15 protein-coding genes are annotated in these 15,696 nt (G+C 57.8%); 7 read left to right on the forward strand and 8 right to left on the reverse strand.

Translation table 11 applies throughout. The features are described 5' to 3' along the window. Window positions 1–166 precede the first annotated feature (166 nt). From AS136_RS18275 to cmoB, 5 genes are read left to right on the forward strand one after another with little or no spacing between them, the layout of a single operon-like run. Window positions 167–733: a hydrolase gene (locus AS136_RS18275; protein WP_008804245.1), complete on the forward strand. Its 567-nt coding sequence runs from the start codon at window positions 167–169 to the stop codon at window positions 731–733. Continuing rightward, on the forward strand, window positions 730–1,548 hold the full coding sequence (locus AS136_RS18280; protein ID WP_012967677.1) for a DUF72 domain-containing protein: 819 nt from the start codon (window positions 730–732) through the stop codon (window positions 1,546–1,548). The genes AS136_RS18275 and AS136_RS18280 overlap by 4 nt, the downstream gene beginning before the upstream one ends. 52 nt (window positions 1,549–1,600) lie before the next feature. Further along, complete coding sequence (locus tag AS136_RS18285) at window positions 1,601–1,996, forward strand: MAPEG family protein (protein ID WP_008804243.1); 396 nt, start codon at window positions 1,601–1,603, stop codon at window positions 1,994–1,996. A 39-nt stretch (window positions 1,997–2,035) separates the two neighbouring features. Further along, the gene (gene cmoA, locus AS136_RS18290) at window positions 2,036–2,779 is read left to right on the forward strand and encodes a carboxy-S-adenosyl-L-methionine synthase CmoA (RefSeq protein WP_008804242.1); all 744 of its coding nucleotides are present in this window, start codon (window positions 2,036–2,038) and stop codon (window positions 2,777–2,779) included. Beyond that, entirely contained in the window at window positions 2,776–3,780 is a 1,005-nt protein-coding gene (cmoB, locus tag AS136_RS18295) for a tRNA 5-methoxyuridine(34)/uridine 5-oxyacetic acid(34) synthase CmoB (protein ID WP_008804241.1), read from the forward strand. Before cmoA ends, cmoB begins: the two co-directional genes overlap by 4 nt. Before the next feature lie 81 nt (window positions 3,781–3,861). Here the strand turns inward: cmoB and cutC are convergent, their stop codons facing one another. Both cutC and AS136_RS18305 read right to left on the reverse strand, forming a co-directional pair. Next, window positions 3,862–4,605 (reverse strand): copper homeostasis protein CutC, encoded by a 744-nt coding sequence (gene cutC, locus AS136_RS18300; RefSeq protein WP_008804240.1) that lies wholly within the window; start codon window positions 4,603–4,605, stop codon window positions 3,862–3,864. Window positions 4,606–4,681: 76 nt separating this feature from the next. Beyond that, a complete protein-coding gene (locus AS136_RS18305; RefSeq protein ID WP_008804239.1) occupies window positions 4,682–5,251 on the reverse strand; it encodes a VOC family protein in 570 nt (189 codons plus the stop codon). Between the two features lie 235 nt (window positions 5,252–5,486). On the opposite strand from AS136_RS18305, the gene argS reads away from it, so the two are divergent. Next, window positions 5,487–7,220, forward strand: a complete 1,734-nt coding sequence (argS, locus tag AS136_RS18310; protein WP_012541245.1) for an arginine--tRNA ligase — start codon at window positions 5,487–5,489, stop codon at window positions 7,218–7,220. Between the two features lie 60 nt (window positions 7,221–7,280). On the opposite strand, the gene bglB is transcribed toward argS, so the two are convergent. After that, window positions 7,281–8,420, reverse strand: a complete 1,140-nt coding sequence (bglB, locus tag AS136_RS18315) for a beta-galactosidase BglB (protein ID WP_023322900.1) — start codon at window positions 8,418–8,420, stop codon at window positions 7,281–7,283. A gap of 4 nt (window positions 8,421–8,424) precedes the next feature. Beyond that, window positions 8,425–10,008 carry an MFS transporter gene (locus AS136_RS18320; RefSeq protein WP_023322901.1) on the reverse strand — a complete coding sequence of 528 codons (1,584 nt, stop codon included), beginning with the start codon at window positions 10,006–10,008 and terminating at the stop codon, window positions 8,425–8,427. 347 nt (window positions 10,009–10,355) lie between these two features. On the opposite strand from AS136_RS18320, the gene uspC reads away from it, so the two are divergent. Further along, window positions 10,356–10,784 carry a universal stress protein UspC gene (gene uspC, locus AS136_RS18325; RefSeq protein WP_008804235.1) on the forward strand — a complete coding sequence of 143 codons (429 nt, stop codon included), beginning with the start codon at window positions 10,356–10,358 and terminating at the stop codon, window positions 10,782–10,784. Between the two features lie 23 nt (window positions 10,785–10,807). Here uspC and otsA read toward each other — a convergent pair whose 3' ends face one another. The 4 genes from otsA to araG form a co-directional block, all read right to left on the reverse strand. Further along, complete coding sequence (otsA, locus tag AS136_RS18330) at window positions 10,808–12,232, reverse strand: alpha,alpha-trehalose-phosphate synthase (RefSeq protein WP_008804234.1); 1,425 nt, start codon at window positions 12,230–12,232, stop codon at window positions 10,808–10,810. After that, on the reverse strand, window positions 12,207–12,995 hold the full coding sequence (gene otsB / locus AS136_RS18335) for a trehalose-phosphatase (protein WP_008804233.1): 789 nt from the start codon (window positions 12,993–12,995) through the stop codon (window positions 12,207–12,209). The genes otsA and otsB overlap by 26 nt, the downstream gene beginning before the upstream one ends. Window positions 12,996–13,156: 161 nt before the next feature. After that, window positions 13,157–14,137 carry an L-arabinose ABC transporter permease AraH gene (gene araH, locus AS136_RS18340; protein WP_004203438.1) on the reverse strand — a complete coding sequence of 327 codons (981 nt, stop codon included), beginning with the start codon at window positions 14,135–14,137 and terminating at the stop codon, window positions 13,157–13,159. Window positions 14,138–14,151: 14 nt separating this feature from the next. Further along, window positions 14,152–15,666, reverse strand: a complete 1,515-nt coding sequence (araG, locus tag AS136_RS18345) for an L-arabinose ABC transporter ATP-binding protein AraG (RefSeq protein ID WP_012967672.1) — start codon at window positions 15,664–15,666, stop codon at window positions 14,152–14,154. Between the last annotated feature and the right edge of the window lie 30 nt (window positions 15,667–15,696).

Here is a 15,696-nt window from a genome sequence, read left to right on the forward strand (position 1 = left end):
ATTATACTGGAAATTCTGTCGTTCGATAAGTCCGACGCACGATGTACGCTGCTTTGCTGCGCGCTTAACGTCTACACTCACATAAATTAACAATATTTGTTACCCTTTTGCTGAAGCCGCGCAGGTATTGTAGCCGCCTGACAACAGAAGAAGATACGGGGATACCATGTTAGAACTCAATGCAAAAAAAACGGCGCTGGTGGTGATCGATCTGCAGGAAGGCATTCTGCCTTTTGCCGGCGGACCACATCGGGCTGACGAGGTGGTGGCGCGTGCCGCTCGCCTGGCAGACAAGTGTCGACAACAGGGTTCACCGGTCATCATGGTCCGCGTCGGCTGGTCGGCCGATTTCGCCGAAGCGCTGAAACAGCCTGTCGACGCTCAGGCCGGGGCGCATACGCTGCCTGAAAACTGGTGGACCTACCCGGCCACGCTGGGTAAGCAGGAGAGCGATATCGAAGTGACCAAACGCCAGTGGGGCGCGTTCTATGGCACCGACCTTGAGCTTCAGCTGCGCCGCCGCGGTATCGACACCATTATTCTCTGCGGTATCTCCACCAACATCGGCGTCGAATCCACCGCCCGCAACGCCTGGGAGCTGGGTTTTAACCTGGTCATCGCTGAAGATGCCTGCAGCGCCGCCTCCGCCGAGCAGCATCAGGGCAGCATGACGCATATTTTCCCGCGCATCGGTCGGGTGCGCAGCACCGAGGAGATCCTCGCCGCGCTATGATTTATATTGGGCTTCCCCAGTGGTCGCACCCGAAATGGGTGCGCCTTGGCATCACCAGCCTTGAAGAGTACGCCCGCCACTTCAATTGCGTGGAGGGTAACACCACCCTGTATGCGCTACCGAAGCCGGAGATTGTCACCCGCTGGTATGAACAAACCCATGATGACTTCCGCTTCTGCTTTAAATTCCCGGCCACCATCTCGCACCAGGCCGCCCTGCGTCATTGCGACGATTTAAGCAGTGAATTTTTTGCCCGCCTGGCGCCGCTGGCCTCGCGCATCGGCCAGTACTGGCTGCAGCTGCCGGCGACCTTCGGTCCTCGCGATCTCCCCGCGCTATGGCATTTTCTCGACGGGCTGCCGAAGGATTTCACCTACGGCGTCGAGGTTCGTCACCCCGAATTCTTCGCCAAAGGCGAAGCGGAACAGCAGCTCAACCGCGGGCTGCACGAGCGCAACGTTAACCGCGTGATCCTCGATAGCCGCCCGGTCCACAGCGCTGCGGCCACCAGTCCGGCGATGATCGACGCGCAGAAAAAGAAACCCAAAGTGCCGGTACATGCGGTGATGACCGCCCGGCAGCCGATGGTACGCTTTATCGGCGGTGACGACATGGCCCACAACCGGGAACTGTTTCGCGTCTGGCTGCAGACCCTGCCGAAGTGGCATCAGTCTGGCACCCCGTGGCTGTTCCTGCATACCCCAGACATTGCTTACGCGCCGACGCTGGTCGATACGCTGTGGAGCGATCTGCGCACCGCCCTGCCGGCGGCAGGAAATGCGCCGTCGATTCCGCAGCAATCCTCCCTTTTCTGATATCCTGCTATCATAATCGGAGCCATCTGCCAGAGTTAAAGGGAGTTTTCGTATGGTCAGCGCGCTGTATGCCGTTTTAGGTGCGTTATTGTTAGTGAAGTTCTCGTTCGACGTGGTGCGGTTACGCACCCAATACCATGTAGGCTACGGTGACGGCGGCTTTAGCGAGCTACAGGTCGCCATCCGCGTTCACGGTAATGCCGTCGAATATGTGCCGATTGGCCTCATTTTGCTGTTATTTATGGAGATGAACGGCGCCCAGACCTGGATGGTGCACGTTTGCGGCATTTTATTGATTGTCGGGCGACTGATGCACTCCTGGGGTTTTCATCACCGCGTCTACCACTGGCGCCGCTCCGGCATGAGCGCCACCTGGTGCGCCTTGTTGCTGATGGTGCTGGCCAACCTCTGGTATATGCCCTGGGAGTTGGTTTTCTCCCTCCGTTAGCGCACAATACGCCGTTTTCGTTTTTTCGGGTTTAACGTTATGTCTCACCGCGATACGCTTTTTTCCGCGCCGATTGCCAGCCTCGGCGACTGGACCTTTGATGAACGGGTTGCTGAAGTCTTCCCGGATATGATCCAGCGCTCTGTGCCCGGCTATTCCAATATCATCTCGATGATCGGCATGCTGGCCGAGCGCTTCGTTCAGCCCAACACCCAGGTTTACGATCTTGGCTGTTCGCTGGGCGCCGCCACCCTCTCTGTGCGCCGCAATATTAGTCATCCGGGCTGTCGCATTATCGCCATCGACAACTCTCCCGCGATGGTAGAGCGCTGCCGTCGCCATATTGACGCCTATAAAGCGCCGACGCCGGTCGAGGTCATTGAAGGGGATATCCGCGATGTGGCCATTGAAAACGCCTCGCTGGTGATCCTGAACTTTACCATTCAGTTCCTTGAGCCGGGCGATCGCCAGGCGATCCTCAATAAAGTCTATCAGGGGCTTAATCCGGGCGGCGCGCTGGTGCTCTCGGAGAAATTCAGCTTCGAAGACGCCCACGTCGGCGAGCTGCTGTTCAATATGCATCATGATTTTAAACGCGCGAACGGCTACAGCGAGCTGGAGATCAGCCAGAAACGCAGCATGCTGGAAAATGTGATGCTGACGGACTCCGTGGAAACCCATAAAGCCCGCCTGCGTCAGGCTGGGTTTGAACATGCCGAACTGTGGTTCCAGTGCTTTAACTTTGGCTCGCTGGTGGCAGTAAAATCCGGGGAGCAGGCATGATCGACTTCAGTAATTTCTATCAGCTGATCGCCAAAAGCCCGCTATCTCACTGGCTGGAAACCTTGCCAGCTCAGGTAGCCGCCTGGCAGCGCGAGGCCCTGCACGGCAAGTTTCGCGAATGGGAGCGCGCCGTTGAGTTTCTTCCGGAATTAACGCCGTGGCGTCTGGATCTCCTGCACAGCGTCACCGCCGAGAGCGAAACGCCGCTCAGCGAAGGTCATCAGCTGCGGGTAGAAAACCTGCTTAAAAACCTGATGCCGTGGCGCAAAGGGCCTTATTCGCTGTACGGCATTAATATCGATACCGAATGGCGTTCCGACTGGAAATGGGAGCGCGTCCTGCCGCACCTGTCCGATCTTACCGGGCGGACTATCCTCGACGTGGGCTGCGGCAGCGGCTATCACATGTGGCGAATGATCGGCGCCGGCGCGCATCTGGCGGTCGGCATCGATCCCACCCAGCTGTTCCTGTGCCAGTTTGAAGCGGTGCGTAAGCTGCTCGGCAACGACCAGCGGGCGCATCTCCTGCCGCTGGGCATCGAGCAGCTGCCGGCGCTGGAGGCCTTCGACACCGTGTTCTCGATGGGCGTGCTCTACCACCGCCGCTCGCCGCTGGACCATCTGTGGCAGCTGAAAGATCAGCTGGCGCCGGGAGGCGAGCTGGTGCTGGAGACGCTGGTGGTCGAAGGGGATGAAAATACGGTGCTGGTTCCGGGCGACCGCTATGCGCAGATGCGCAACGTCTATTTTATTCCCTCGGCGGCGGCCCTGAAAATGTGGCTGGAGAAGTGCGGGTTTATCGATGTGCGCATCGTCGATGCCTGCGTCACCTCGACCGATGAGCAGCGGCGCACCGAATGGATGACCAGTGAATCGCTGGCCGATTTCCTCGACCCGCAGGATCAGCGCAAAACCGTGGAGGGGTATCCGGCTCCGCTGCGCGCGGTGATTATCGCCACCAAACCGGAAACGCAGCAGTCGCTGGCAAAAAAAGCGAGATAAAAAAAGGCCCCTGTTTAATGGGCAGGGGCCTGGTACGGGCAATCATCATATTGGGCGACATGATGTGCAGCAAAAAACCGTTTAACTTCTCCAGGCGGAGATAATCCCTTTCATCTCCGCCACCGCTTCGCCATTGACGGCGTAGCGCCTGTATTCGTCCGCATCGGGATCGGCTGACATCGAAACGCCTGGATGACGAAAGCGCATCTCCGATGGCAACCACTGGCCTGCAGAGCTATGAACCTCTTTCACCCCCGCCTGCAGCAACAGCGGCAAGTTCGCGGCGCGCACTCCCGCACCGGCCATAATGATTGGAGTATCCCCTGCGGCAATAAGTTCCGTAATTAATGAAATACCTTTCTCCGCCGAGGATTGCTGACCGGAAGTCAGGATACGTTTAACCCCCAGCTCACCCAGCGTCTTCCAGGCCTGACGCGGGTCGGCACACAGATCGAACGCGCGATGAAAGGTCACCGCCAGCGGCCCGGCCGCGGCCATTATTTTTTTCATCCGCGGGATATCGACCTGGCCATCGGCATTCAGTACGCCGGTCACCACCCCGGGAAAGCCGAGCTCCCGCACCATGCAGATATCGCTAAGCATCGCGGCGAACTCCTCTTCGGTGTAGCAGAAATCGCCGCCGCGCGGGCGAACGATCGGATGCACCGGGAGGGTAATCGCCTCGCGGACCGAGACCAGCACCCCATAAGAGGGTGTTAATCCCCCTTCCTGCGGCGCGGCGCAGAGTTCAATACGATCGGCGCCGCAGCGCTCAGCCTCCCGAGCGCACGCCATGCTGTAGCAACACACTTCCAGTACCGCCATTCCTCTCTCCCTGATCCAGACAACCTTTGCAGCATGTCATGATTTCACGCGGCAGACGCCGCGCGGCTTCACACTGTTACGTATCGGCTTGCTCGCTGGCGACGATTTGTTCAATCGACCACGGATGAAATTTCACCGTCACGCTGCCGTCGGTCACCGCCAGGGTGGGATTCGGCAGACGCTCATGCTGCCCTTTCGGCGAGCTGGTTTTGACGACGATCCCCGGCTGGCTGAGTCCGTCATCGGCCAGCAGCGCCAGCGCGCGGGCATTTAAGGTTGCCGGATCGCCAGGTAGGACAATTTCAATATGCTCCCAGCCTTCATGGGGATAACGCTTTTCACCCGGCCACGGCAGCTCAATGATATGGAAGCGCCAGTGCGCCACGCAGACCGGCTCCGCCAGTTTAAACAGACAGATAGGCCGGCCGTTAATCATATTCTCCGACAGCAGGGTTCCGCACTGTTCCAGACCGCGGCGCCAGCGTTCCGCAGTGGTATTCTGATGACAGCGCAGGGAGATATGGTCGGCGTCGAGCCCGGCGATCTCCAGTCCCAGTCGCGCAGTGAAGCGCTGAAGCGCATCGGAAAATCGCGGGAGATCCGCCGTAATATCGGCCAGTTGTTCAATTTGCTGCCAGTTTGCCATGGGTTTGCTCGTCAATGATGCTCGTCAGTAATGAAAAGGTAATTTACCGTGTTTCGGTCTGCGGACCAACCGCCGCCCTGCTGATGGGCAACTGAACGGCGATGGATTGCGCACGCCGCCGCGCCGCGCGCAATGCTGACGGACGGGGACAAATGCAGTATACTCCCGCCCTAATTTGTCCACATTATGGCGCTGCCTCCCTCGGGGGCAGGCGCATTACACGTAAGGTATTCCGGTGAATATTCAGGCTCTTCTCTCAGAAAAAGTCAGCCAGGCCCTGATCGCGGCAGGCGCGCCTGCCGATTGCGAACCTCAGGTCCGCCAGTCAGCAAAAGTTCAGTTCGGTGACTATCAGGCCAACGGCGTGATGGCTGTCGCCAAAAAACTGGGCATGGCGCCGCGACAACTTGCAGAGCAGGTACTGTCTCATCTTGACCTCAACGGCATTGCCAACAAGGTTGAAATCGCCGGGCCGGGCTTTATCAATATTTTCCTCGATCCTGCTTTTCTGGCGGACAACGTCAACCGCGCGCTGCAGTCTGAGCGCCTGGGCGTCACGAAACCGCAGGCGCAGACTATCGTCGTCGACTACTCGGCACCCAACGTAGCGAAAGAGATGCACGTTGGCCATCTGCGTTCGACCATCATTGGCGATGCTTCAGTCCGTACCCTGGAGTTCCTGGGTCATAAGGTGATCCGCGCCAACCACGTCGGCGACTGGGGCACCCAGTTCGGTATGCTGATCGCGTATCTGGAAAAACAGCAGCAGGAAAACGCCGGTGAGATGGCCCTGGCCGACCTCGAAGGTTTCTATCGCGAAGCGAAAAAGCACTACGACGAAGACGAAGCCTTCGCCGAGCGCGCACGTAGCTACGTGGTTAAACTGCAGGGCGGCGATCAGTACTTCCTGCAGATGTGGCGTAAGCTGGTCGACATCACCATGTCGCAAAACCAGATCACCTACGATCGCCTGAATGTGACGCTGACCCGCGATGACGTAATGGGTGAGAGCCTGTACAACCCGATGCTGCCGGGGATCGTCGCCGATCTGAAAGCCAAAGGGCTGGCCGTCGAGAGCGAAGGCGCCACCGTGGTGTTCCTTGATGAGTATAAAAACAAGGAAGGCGAACCGATGGGCGTCATCATCCAGAAAAAGGATGGAGGCTACCTTTACACCACCACCGATATCGCCTGCGCGAAGTATCGCTATGAAACGCTGCACGCCGACCGCGTGCTCTATTACATCGACTCTCGTCAGCACCAGCACCTGATGCAGGCGTGGACCATCGTGCGTAAAGCAGGCTACGTGCCGGACTCTGTGCCGCTGGAGCACCATATGTTCGGTATGATGCTGGGGAAAGACGGCAAGCCGTTTAAAACCCGCGCCGGCGGTACCGTGAAGCTGGCCGATCTGCTGGACGAAGCGCTGGAGCGCGCCCGTCGCCTGGTAGCGGAGAAAAACCCGGACATGTCGGCTGACGAGCTGGAAAATCTGGCGAAAGTGGTCGGTATCGGCGCGGTGAAATATGCCGATCTGTCGAAAAACCGCACCACCGATTACGTTTTTGACTGGGATAATATGCTGGCGTTCGAAGGCAACACCGCGCCGTATATGCAGTATGCCTATACCCGCGTGCTCTCCGTCTTCCGCAAAGCCGGCATCGACGAAAACGCGATGAACGACGCGCCGGTGGTCATCGCCGAAGATCGCGAAGCCCAGCTGGCCGCGCGCCTGTTGCAGTTTGAAGAGACCCTCTCCGTGGTCGCTCGCGAAGGGACGCCGCACGTGATGTGCGCCTACCTGTACGATCTGGCGGGGCTATTCTCCGGCTTCTACGAGCATTGCCCGATCCTCAGCGCGGAAAGCGAAGAGACCCGCAACAGCCGCCTGAAGCTGGCGCTGCTGACGGCGAAAACCCTCAAGCTGGGTCTCGATACCCTGGGTATCGAAACCGTAGAGCGTATGTAACAAACAACCCGGCGAAAGCCGGGTTAGTTTTATTCGGCGCCCCGTCAGCGGGGCCCCTGCTCAGAAATACTTGCGCAGATACTCCGTCAGACAAAGGATCGCCATCGCCTGGCCATAGGGCATCGAGGTAAGCGGGATCTGGCGATAAAAATCAAGGTCTGCCCCCATTCCGGTGCCAAACGAGGTCTGCAGCAGCTCCCCCTGCGGCGAAATATTCTGCACAATCCCGCGAATCGCTTTTTCAGCCACCCCGGCATAGTGCTGCCCGACGTAACGCTTGCGCACCGCTTTGAGAATGCCGTAGGCAAAGCCAGCGGTCGCGGAGGCCTCAGGATAAGAGTGCGGATCGTCCAGCAGGGTATGCCACAGGCCGCTGTCGTCCTGGCATTTTGCTAAGGCGGCAATCTGTGCGTCGAGTACCGTCATCAGATAACGCCGTACCGCGTTCCCCTCGGGGAGATCCACCAGCTCCAGAAAGTCCGGGATCACCATGGTGAGCCAGCTGTTGCCCCGCGCCCAGCGCGCCCGGGCAAAGTTGTGCCGCCCCTCATAGCTCCAGCCGTGAAACCACAGCCCGGTCTCCCGGTCCATCAGGTTCTGCACATGGAGCAGGAACTGATAGGTCGCCTCCTCCACATACTGCGGGCGATTAAGCAGCTTGCCAATTTTGGCTAACGGCAGCACGGTCATCATCAGCGTGTCATCCCACATTTGCTGATGGTTCTCCTCCGCCAGGGTCATGTGCTGCATGCCGCCCTGCTCGGTGCGCGGCATCTCATGCATCGCCCACTCCGCCCAGCTCTCCAGCCACGGCAGATACGCCATCCGGCCGGTCTCTTCAAAGCGGTATGCCAGGGTCAGGAACGGGGCCATCGTATTGACGTTTTTGGTCGTTGCCCCCTCGGCGAAGCGGTCGGCAAACCAGCGGTCGATGATATCGCGCATCTCGATATCGCCGGTTTGCTGATAATACTGATAGATGCCGTACAGCCCAACGCCGTGGGTCCACTCCCAGCCGGCCCAGCCTTTGGTATCGATCACGCGCCCGTCATCGAGGCGCAGTAAAAATTGCCCGCTCTCATCCTTAATGTTCACCAGGTTTTGCGTCACGTTGCGGATCAGTGCCTGCAGTTCGCTGCGGGCGATAAAACGCTCAGGCTGACACAGTAATGGGCTATGTTTGACTGGCCAAACTTTCATGTTGTTAACCTCGGGTGTATGTCGAATTTAAAGCGCCGCCCTGGGTGAGCCCCGGGGCAGCAGGTTTATGACGATTCAGATAGCCAATATTGTTATTGCCCCACAGGCAGTCGTAAGGCATCCCCGCCAGCATCTCGACCACCGCGCGGTGTTCTGCAATGGTCTGTTCCGGCTGGGCACTGCCGAGATCGCGCATTCTGAGGGTTTCACTGCGCAGGATGCTGTGGGTGTGCAGGTTGAGCTTGAAGCGTAGCGAGACGAGGAAGCCGCAGGCTAACACCACCAGAGTGCCGACGCTGAGGATCAGCAAAATGGTATGACTCACCCCTGGCGGTTGTATTTTTTGCCCGGAGACAAACCCCGACAGCTGCATGATGATGCCCACCAGCATGACCGCCCCCGCCTGCGAGGCTTTGCGGGTCAGCGTCATGATGCCGGCAAAAATTCCTTCGCGGCGCTGGCCGGTGATCGCCTCGTCGACGTCGGCAATATAGGTGTAGGTATTCCACGGTACGTAGTTAATCCCGCCGCGTCCCAGTCCGGCGACAGCAGAGATGAGCAGCAGTAAGGAATAGACGTCGCTCAGTCCGGCGTAATAGAGCAGCGCATACGAGAGCGAGCTCAGGCCAAACAGGACCACCACCATGCGGTAGGACGGCGCCGGGCCAAAGCGAATGCACAACGGGATCATGGCGATCACCGCAATAAACTGGAAGATGGCCATCGTCCCGAGCAGATTCGAGGCGACAGAGGCTTCCTGCATCAGGACAAAGACCACGTAGTAGGTAAACACGGCATTGAAGACGTCCTGGGCGATATAGCCCCCCAGATACATGCCGAGGTGCTGGCGGAAAATTTTTATCCGCAGCGTGGAGCTTAGCTCAATCACCAGGCGATTGAGGCTCTGAGCGAGGGTTAAGTTTTGTTTTTCCGCTTCCGCCCGCAGCGCCGCCTCTGACCACGCCTCACGCGGCCGTTCCCACGTGAAGCACCAGACGAAGGTCAGCATCACCGCACACAGGACCGAGAACACCAGACTGGCATAAAAGAATGAGCTGGCATTGTTTTTCCCGAGCCAGGTGAGGAGGATCCCCGGCAGAAAGGAGGCTAAAATCGCCGACATTTGCGCCATCGAGATGCGCGCGCCAGAAAATTTGGTTTTCTGTTTAAAGTCATCAGTCATCTCTGGCACCAGCGTTTCGTAGGGCACCAGAATCATGGTGTAAACCATATCAAACAGCAGATAGGTGACGAGGTAGTACCAGAAGCCCATCTCGCCGACCCACATCGCTGAATAGCTGAATACGCACGGAATGCCGAGCAGAATAAAGAATTTTCTGCGGCCGAAGCGCTTTCCGAGCCAGGTGGTGCCGAAGTTATCGGTGAGAAAGCCCATCAGCGGGCTCACCACCGCATCCAGCACGCGGGCAGCAGCAAAAATAAGCGTGGCCTCAATTGGGGTCAGTCCGCAGAAGGTCGTGTAAAAGTAGAGTAGCCATGCGGCAGTTAGCGCTGTCGTGCCGGCGCCGAGAAAATCGCCCGCGCCGTAGGCCAGGTAGTTAGCCAGTCCAATTTTTCGTGTTTTCATCGCCGTGATCCTGTGTCTTTTATTAAAAGAACGCCGACAATCGTTCCGGATTTGCCACCGGAAGGGAGTGGGTACCTGGCTACACTAAAAGCAGTGAAACGACGTTACCTTTGTGTTTTTGCCACGGAACAACCGCCGGTGGCAAAATGACAAAGAGACGATGTCTCTACTTCACTCATTTATAAAACAGCATTTCTTTTAAATAAAAAGGCAGGTTCATTTATGTGATCTTGTGAGGAAAACACGGACTGGCGAAGAGCGTCGCAAATCACGGGAGCAACCCTTGCGCCGCTGGGGAAACAGGAGTAAAGAAAGAAGGGTTATTCCGCGTATCTCAAGGAGGCCAGATGCCTTATTCACATCTGCTGGTTGCCGTCGCGCCAACGCCGGAAAGTCAGATATTAATTAAAAAAGCGGTGTCGATTGCCCGCCCCGTTAACGCGAAAGTGAGCTTTATCACCTTCGCCACGGATCCGGAAATGTATAACCAGTTCGCCGCACCGATGATGGAAAATCTGCGTGAGCTGATGCAGGAAGAAACGCGGGAGTTTCTCAATGAGCTGGCTCGTCAGGCGGACTACCCGATAGAAAAAATGACCATCGCCTGCGGCGAACTGGGTCACCATGTCAAAGACTTTTGCCAGTCGCACAAGGTTGATCTGGTGATCTGCGGCAATCACAACCACTCGCTTTTCTCGCGCGCCACCTGCTCGGCGAAAAATATCGTCGGCAGTAGCGGCGTCGATGTTCTGCTGGTTTCCCTTGAAAAGGGCTAACGCCGGTTAGCCCTTTTCCTGAACTAGGCCAGTTTAGGGAAGGTGGCTATCTTCCCCCGCAGGCGGCTCTCCTCGCTGCGCGGCGAAATATGCTGCAGATCGTCGACAAAACGCGCCTGCCAGTTATGAATATCATTCTCTCTGATCACGTCCAGCATCGCGGAATGACGGGCGATACGTTCCGCCAGCGGCATGCTGAGAGCACGATCCAGCGCGGTGGCAACCTCATCGCGATCGTAAGGGTTGACGATCAGCGCGCTGGTCAGCTCCTGCGCCGCCCCGGCAAACTGCGACAGCACCAGCACCCCGGGGTTATCCGGATCCTGCGCCGCGACGTATTCTTTCGCCACCAGGTTCATGCCATCACGCAGCGGCGTCACCAGCCCGACGTCAGAGTAGCGGAAGACCTTCATCAGCAGCTTACGGTCAAAATGCTGGTTCAGGTAGTAGAGCGGGGTCCAGCCAAGCTGGCCAAACTGGCCATTGATGCGTCCGGCTGCAGTTTCCAGCTGGTGACGAATATCCTGATAGGCCTGTACATCGCCACGGGAAGTGGGCGCGATCTGGGTATAACGGATCTTGCCATGATGTTGAGGGTACTTCTCAAGCAGCGTCTCATAGGCGAGGAATCGCTCCGGCAACCCTTTCGAGTAGTCAAGCCGCTCCACGGAGAAGATATTCTTCACATTTTTCAGCTCATTCTTCAGCTGAGCCAGCTTCGGCGGCAGCGGGCCTTTGGCGTTGCGCGTAATTTCGTCCGGATCGATCCCAATCGGATAAACCTCGGTACTGAACGCCTTACCCCATGCCTGATAGCGTTTGTCCCCGAGATCGGAGAGTCGGGTCTGCATGGCAATGCTGTCAAGAAAGGCGGTTCTGTCGCTTTCGGTCTGGAAGCCCAGCAGATCGTAATCGCACAGTTGCTCCAGCAGCTCGGCATGCGGCGGTAGCGCGTTAAAAATCTCCGGCGTCGGGAATGGAATATGCAAAAAGAAGCCGATCCGGTTGTTCACTCCGCGCTTACGCAGTTCACTGGCGAAAGGCAGCAGATGGTAATCATGGATCCACAGCGTATCGTCTGGCTCGATCAGCGGCAGAAGCTTGTCCGCCAGCATCGCGTTGACCCGCAGATATCCCTCCCAGGCTTCGCGCTGGAAGCTGACCAGGTCAAGACGATAGTGGAAGGCCGGCCACAGCACGGCGTTGGAAAACTGGTTGTAATATTCATCATGGTCCCGTTCATTCAGGTTGAACGACGCCCAGGAGATATTTCCGCGGGAGACCTGCTTCAGCGGCTGCTGGTCATCGCCAATTTCGCCGCTCCAGCCAAACCACAGACCCCCCGCCGCTTTCAGTGCCCCCAGGATGCCGACGGCCAGACCGCCAGCGCTCGATTTTTTATCGTCCGGTAAGGCGATACGGTTAGAGACTACGACTAAACGACTCATGGTCATCCCTCCTTTCGGTTTGCGCGTCATACGCCAGATGTTGCAACCACGTCCTTACAGCGGCGGCATCCGCCAACCGCCAGTGCGCCTGAGTTTCCCCGGCGCCGACTTTTACCGACATTCCCTGCAGTTGATTAACCACGCTAAATCCCGCCTCATCGGTCAAATCATCGCCGACAAAAACCGGTTCGCGGCCGGCAAACGGCGCCTCCTGCATGAAGGCGCTGATCGCCTCCCCTTTGTTCACTCCACGGGGTTTAATCTCCACCACGCATTTACCCAGCTGCAATGCCAGCAGCGGGTAGCGCTGAACGATGCGCTGAGCCAGCTCCAGTACTGCGCTCTGCTGCTGCGGAGCCTGGCGGTAGTGCAGCGCGAAGGCCATCTCTTTACTCTCCAGCTCGCAGCCGGGGAGCCCCTGCAGCGCCGAGGTCAGCTCAGTCGCGATTTCATCGCGCAGCGCCGACGGCAGAGAAACGATATAGGTTTTACCATTGATATCACGGCGTTCTGCCCCGTGAACGCCGGCCAGCGGTAGCCGCCAGGGATGGGTTAGCGCGTCAAGTTCAGCCATTGAGCGCCCTGAAATCAATGCCACCGCCCCACCCTGCTGCTGGGCCAGCGCGTTGAGCGCCTGCAGCGTGTTGTCGGGTATCACCACCTGATCGGGGTGCGGTTGGATATCGGCAAGAGTACCGTCGAGGTCAAAGAAAAAAGCGTAGTTTCCGGTTAGCGCAGGCGGTACAGATATCTGGTTATCCACCCTGTTTCCTCCTTATCATGGCCAGCCGAAGCTGGTTGTTAATTATATGTTAGCCATGTAAGTATAGACAGTGTGACCAACCTCGCCATTTTTGATAGTTACCGCCAGCGAAACGGGCGCTGGCGGTAATTACTCTGTAGACTTAAAAGTTATGCCTGAAATCAGGCCGCGCGTTTGGCTTTTTGTTTGTAGCGGTCAAAAATCACCGCCGCCAGCAGGATCACACCGCGCACGACGTATTGTGAGAAAGGCGAGATGTTCAGCAGGTTCATCGCGTTCTCCACGGTCCCGAGGATCAGGATCCCGGCGACCACGTAGGAGATCTTGCCGATCCCGCCCTTCAGCGATACCCCGCCCAGCACGCAGGCTGAAATAACAATCAGCTCATAGCCAATCGAGGTCATCGGCTGGCCGCTGGTCATCCGCGACGCCAGAATGATCCCCGCGGCGGCCGATACCAGACCGGAGAGCACAAAGATAATAATCTTGGTGCGCACCACCGGGACCCCGGCCAGACGCGCCGCCTCTTCATTGCCGCCAATAGCCAGCGTATTACGGCCAAAGGTGGTTTTGTTTAGTAATAATCCGAAAACCACCAGGCAGGCGACCGTCAGCCAGATTGGCGCCGGCAGACCAAACCAGTTGGCGTAGCCGAGAGTGAAGAAGCGCTCATCTTCGATCCCCACCGCTTTCCCGTCGGAGATAATGTAGGCCAGGCCCCGGACGATTTGCATCGTCGCGAGGGTGGTGATCAGGGCGTTAATCTTCAGGCGCGCAATGACAAAGCCGTTGACCAGACCACTGACCGCGCCCAGCAGCAGGCCGGCGGCAATCCCCAGCCACAGGCTTTCGCTCAGGTTAATCACCACTGCGGTAGTGACCCCGGCACAGGCGATAACCGACGCCACCGACAGGTCAAAATCGCCGGAGGCCAGGCAGAAGAGCATGCCGCAGGCCACCATTCCGGACATCGAGATCGCCAGCCCCAGCCCCTTCATATTGACGAATGAGGCAAAGTTGGGCACAAAAATTACGCAGCCGATAAACAGCACAGCAAACACCACCAGCATGCCAAACTGATCCCAAATGCGGGCAAAGCTAAAGGCAGAGCGGGTAGCGCCAGACGTAGTCACAGATGACATCATTTACTCCTTACTCAGGCGACAGCCTGACTCACTTTTGGCATCGCAAGGCTTAACGCCTGCTGTTCATTGGCTTCTTCATGCAGCAGTTCGCCGGCGATTTGCCCTTCGCGCATCACCACGATGCGGTCAGCGACGCCCAGCACTTCCGGCAGGTCGCTGGAGGCAAACACCACGGCAACACCTGAGGCGGCGAGGCCATATATCACGTTGTAAATTTCATGTTTGGCGCCGACGTCGATGCCGCGGGTGGGCTCATCGAGCAGGATCACCTTCATCTCTTCCGACAGCCAGCGGCCAAGGATTGCTTTCTGCTGGTTGCCGCCCGACAGGTTCATGATCAGCTGTTCCGGGCCCGGCGTTTTAATGTTCAGCGACTGGATATGCTGATCGGCATTGTCTGCCTCCCAGGCGTTGTTGATCAGGCAGCCAGCGTGAATATGCTTGCGCCGGGCGCTGATATTGATATTGTCGCGTACGGAGTGAACCGGAATAATCCCCTCCGCTTTGCGATCTTCCGGGCACAGCATCATCCCGGCCTGAATGGCCTGGGCCGGTTTACGAATGTCGACGGGCTGGCCATCGATATACACCTGACCGCCGGTGATCCGGGTGCCGCCAAATAAGCCTTTCATCAGTTCGCTGCGCCCGGCGCCCACCAGCCCGAACAGGCCGACGATTTCGCCACTGCGTACCGAGAGGCTGACCGGCGTACGCACGCCCGGTGCTTTGACCTCCTCCAGACGCAGCCGCTCTTCGCCATAGGGGCGAGGTTTCCAGCCGTATATATCGCCCAGATTGCGCCCCACCATCGCCTGAACCAGGGCGTCATGACTGACGCTCGGCATATCGTCAAAAGTGCAGACATAGCGGCCATCCTTAAAGACGGTGATGGCATCGCTGAGGGCAAAAATTTCTTCCATCCGGTGCGAAACATAGATGATGACCCGCCCCTCCTCCCGCAGTTCGCGGATAACGCGAAACAGGTTGTCTATCTCGCGGGCGGAGAGCGAACTGGTCGGTTCATCGAAAGCGATGATCTTGGCATTGCGCGCCAGCGCTTTGGCAATCTCCACCATCTGCCACTGGCCTATAGAGAGATACTTCAGCGGCGTCTCCGGATCGATATCCAGCCCCAGATGTTCCAGCTGCAGGCGGGCCTCATAGTTGAGCAACGATCGGTTGACGATACCGCCTCTGTGCGGTAGCTGGCCAAGATAGATATTTTCGGCGACGGTCATCTCCGGGATCAGATGCAGCTCCTGGTAGATAATCGCCACGCCGGCGTTCAGCGCCTCCATGGTATTACTGAACGCCATCTGCTGGCCGCCGATCTGCAGGTGGCCAGCGGTCGGAATATAGTTGCCGCTGAGAATTTTCAGCAGCGTCGATTTGCCTGCGCCATTTTCACCCATCAGCGCGTGGATCTGTCCGGGGTAGCAGTCAAAACTGATATCGGACAAAGCCTTTACGCCAGGGAACGTCATGGTGATGCCGCGAAATGAGAGATAAGGGGTAGACTGTTGCATAACGACTCCGCTCTTCAGCACTCAGCCCCC

Origin of the sequence: Klebsiella sp. D5A, from assembly GCF_001620885.1 — a bacterium.
Classification (GTDB): domain Bacteria; phylum Pseudomonadota; class Gammaproteobacteria; order Enterobacterales; family Enterobacteriaceae; genus Klebsiella; species Klebsiella variicola.

Excerpts from the sequence above, each read along its gene's own strand:
- AS136_RS18320 (WP_023322901.1), bottom strand. The coding sequence starts at position 10,008 with ATGAAAACACGAAAAATTGGACTGGCTAACTACCTGGCCTACGGCGCG.
- bglB (WP_023322900.1), bottom strand. The coding sequence starts at position 8,420 with ATGAAAGTTTGGCCAGTCAAACATAGCCCATTACTGTGTCAGCCTGAG.
- araG (WP_012967672.1), bottom strand. The coding sequence starts at position 15,666 with ATGCAACAGTCTACCCCTTATCTCTCATTTCGCGGCATCACCATGACG.
- AS136_RS18285 (WP_008804243.1), top strand. The coding sequence starts at position 1,601 with ATGGTCAGCGCGCTGTATGCCGTTTTAGGTGCGTTATTGTTAGTGAAG.
- cmoB (WP_008804241.1), top strand. The coding sequence starts at position 2,776 with ATGATCGACTTCAGTAATTTCTATCAGCTGATCGCCAAAAGCCCGCTA.
- cutC (WP_008804240.1), bottom strand. The coding sequence starts at position 4,605 with ATGGCGGTACTGGAAGTGTGTTGCTACAGCATGGCGTGCGCTCGGGAG.
- AS136_RS18275 (WP_008804245.1), top strand. The coding sequence starts at position 167 with ATGTTAGAACTCAATGCAAAAAAAACGGCGCTGGTGGTGATCGATCTG.
- otsA (WP_008804234.1), bottom strand. The coding sequence starts at position 12,232 with ATGAGTCGTTTAGTCGTAGTCTCTAACCGTATCGCCTTACCGGACGAT.
- cmoA (WP_008804242.1), top strand. The coding sequence starts at position 2,036 with ATGTCTCACCGCGATACGCTTTTTTCCGCGCCGATTGCCAGCCTCGGC.
- AS136_RS18305 (WP_008804239.1), bottom strand. The coding sequence starts at position 5,251 with ATGGCAAACTGGCAGCAAATTGAACAACTGGCCGATATTACGGCGGAT.
- uspC (WP_008804235.1), top strand. The coding sequence starts at position 10,356 with ATGCCTTATTCACATCTGCTGGTTGCCGTCGCGCCAACGCCGGAAAGT.
- AS136_RS18280 (WP_012967677.1), top strand. The coding sequence starts at position 730 with ATGATTTATATTGGGCTTCCCCAGTGGTCGCACCCGAAATGGGTGCGC.
- araH (WP_004203438.1), bottom strand. The coding sequence starts at position 14,137 with ATGTCATCTGTGACTACGTCTGGCGCTACCCGCTCTGCCTTTAGCTTT.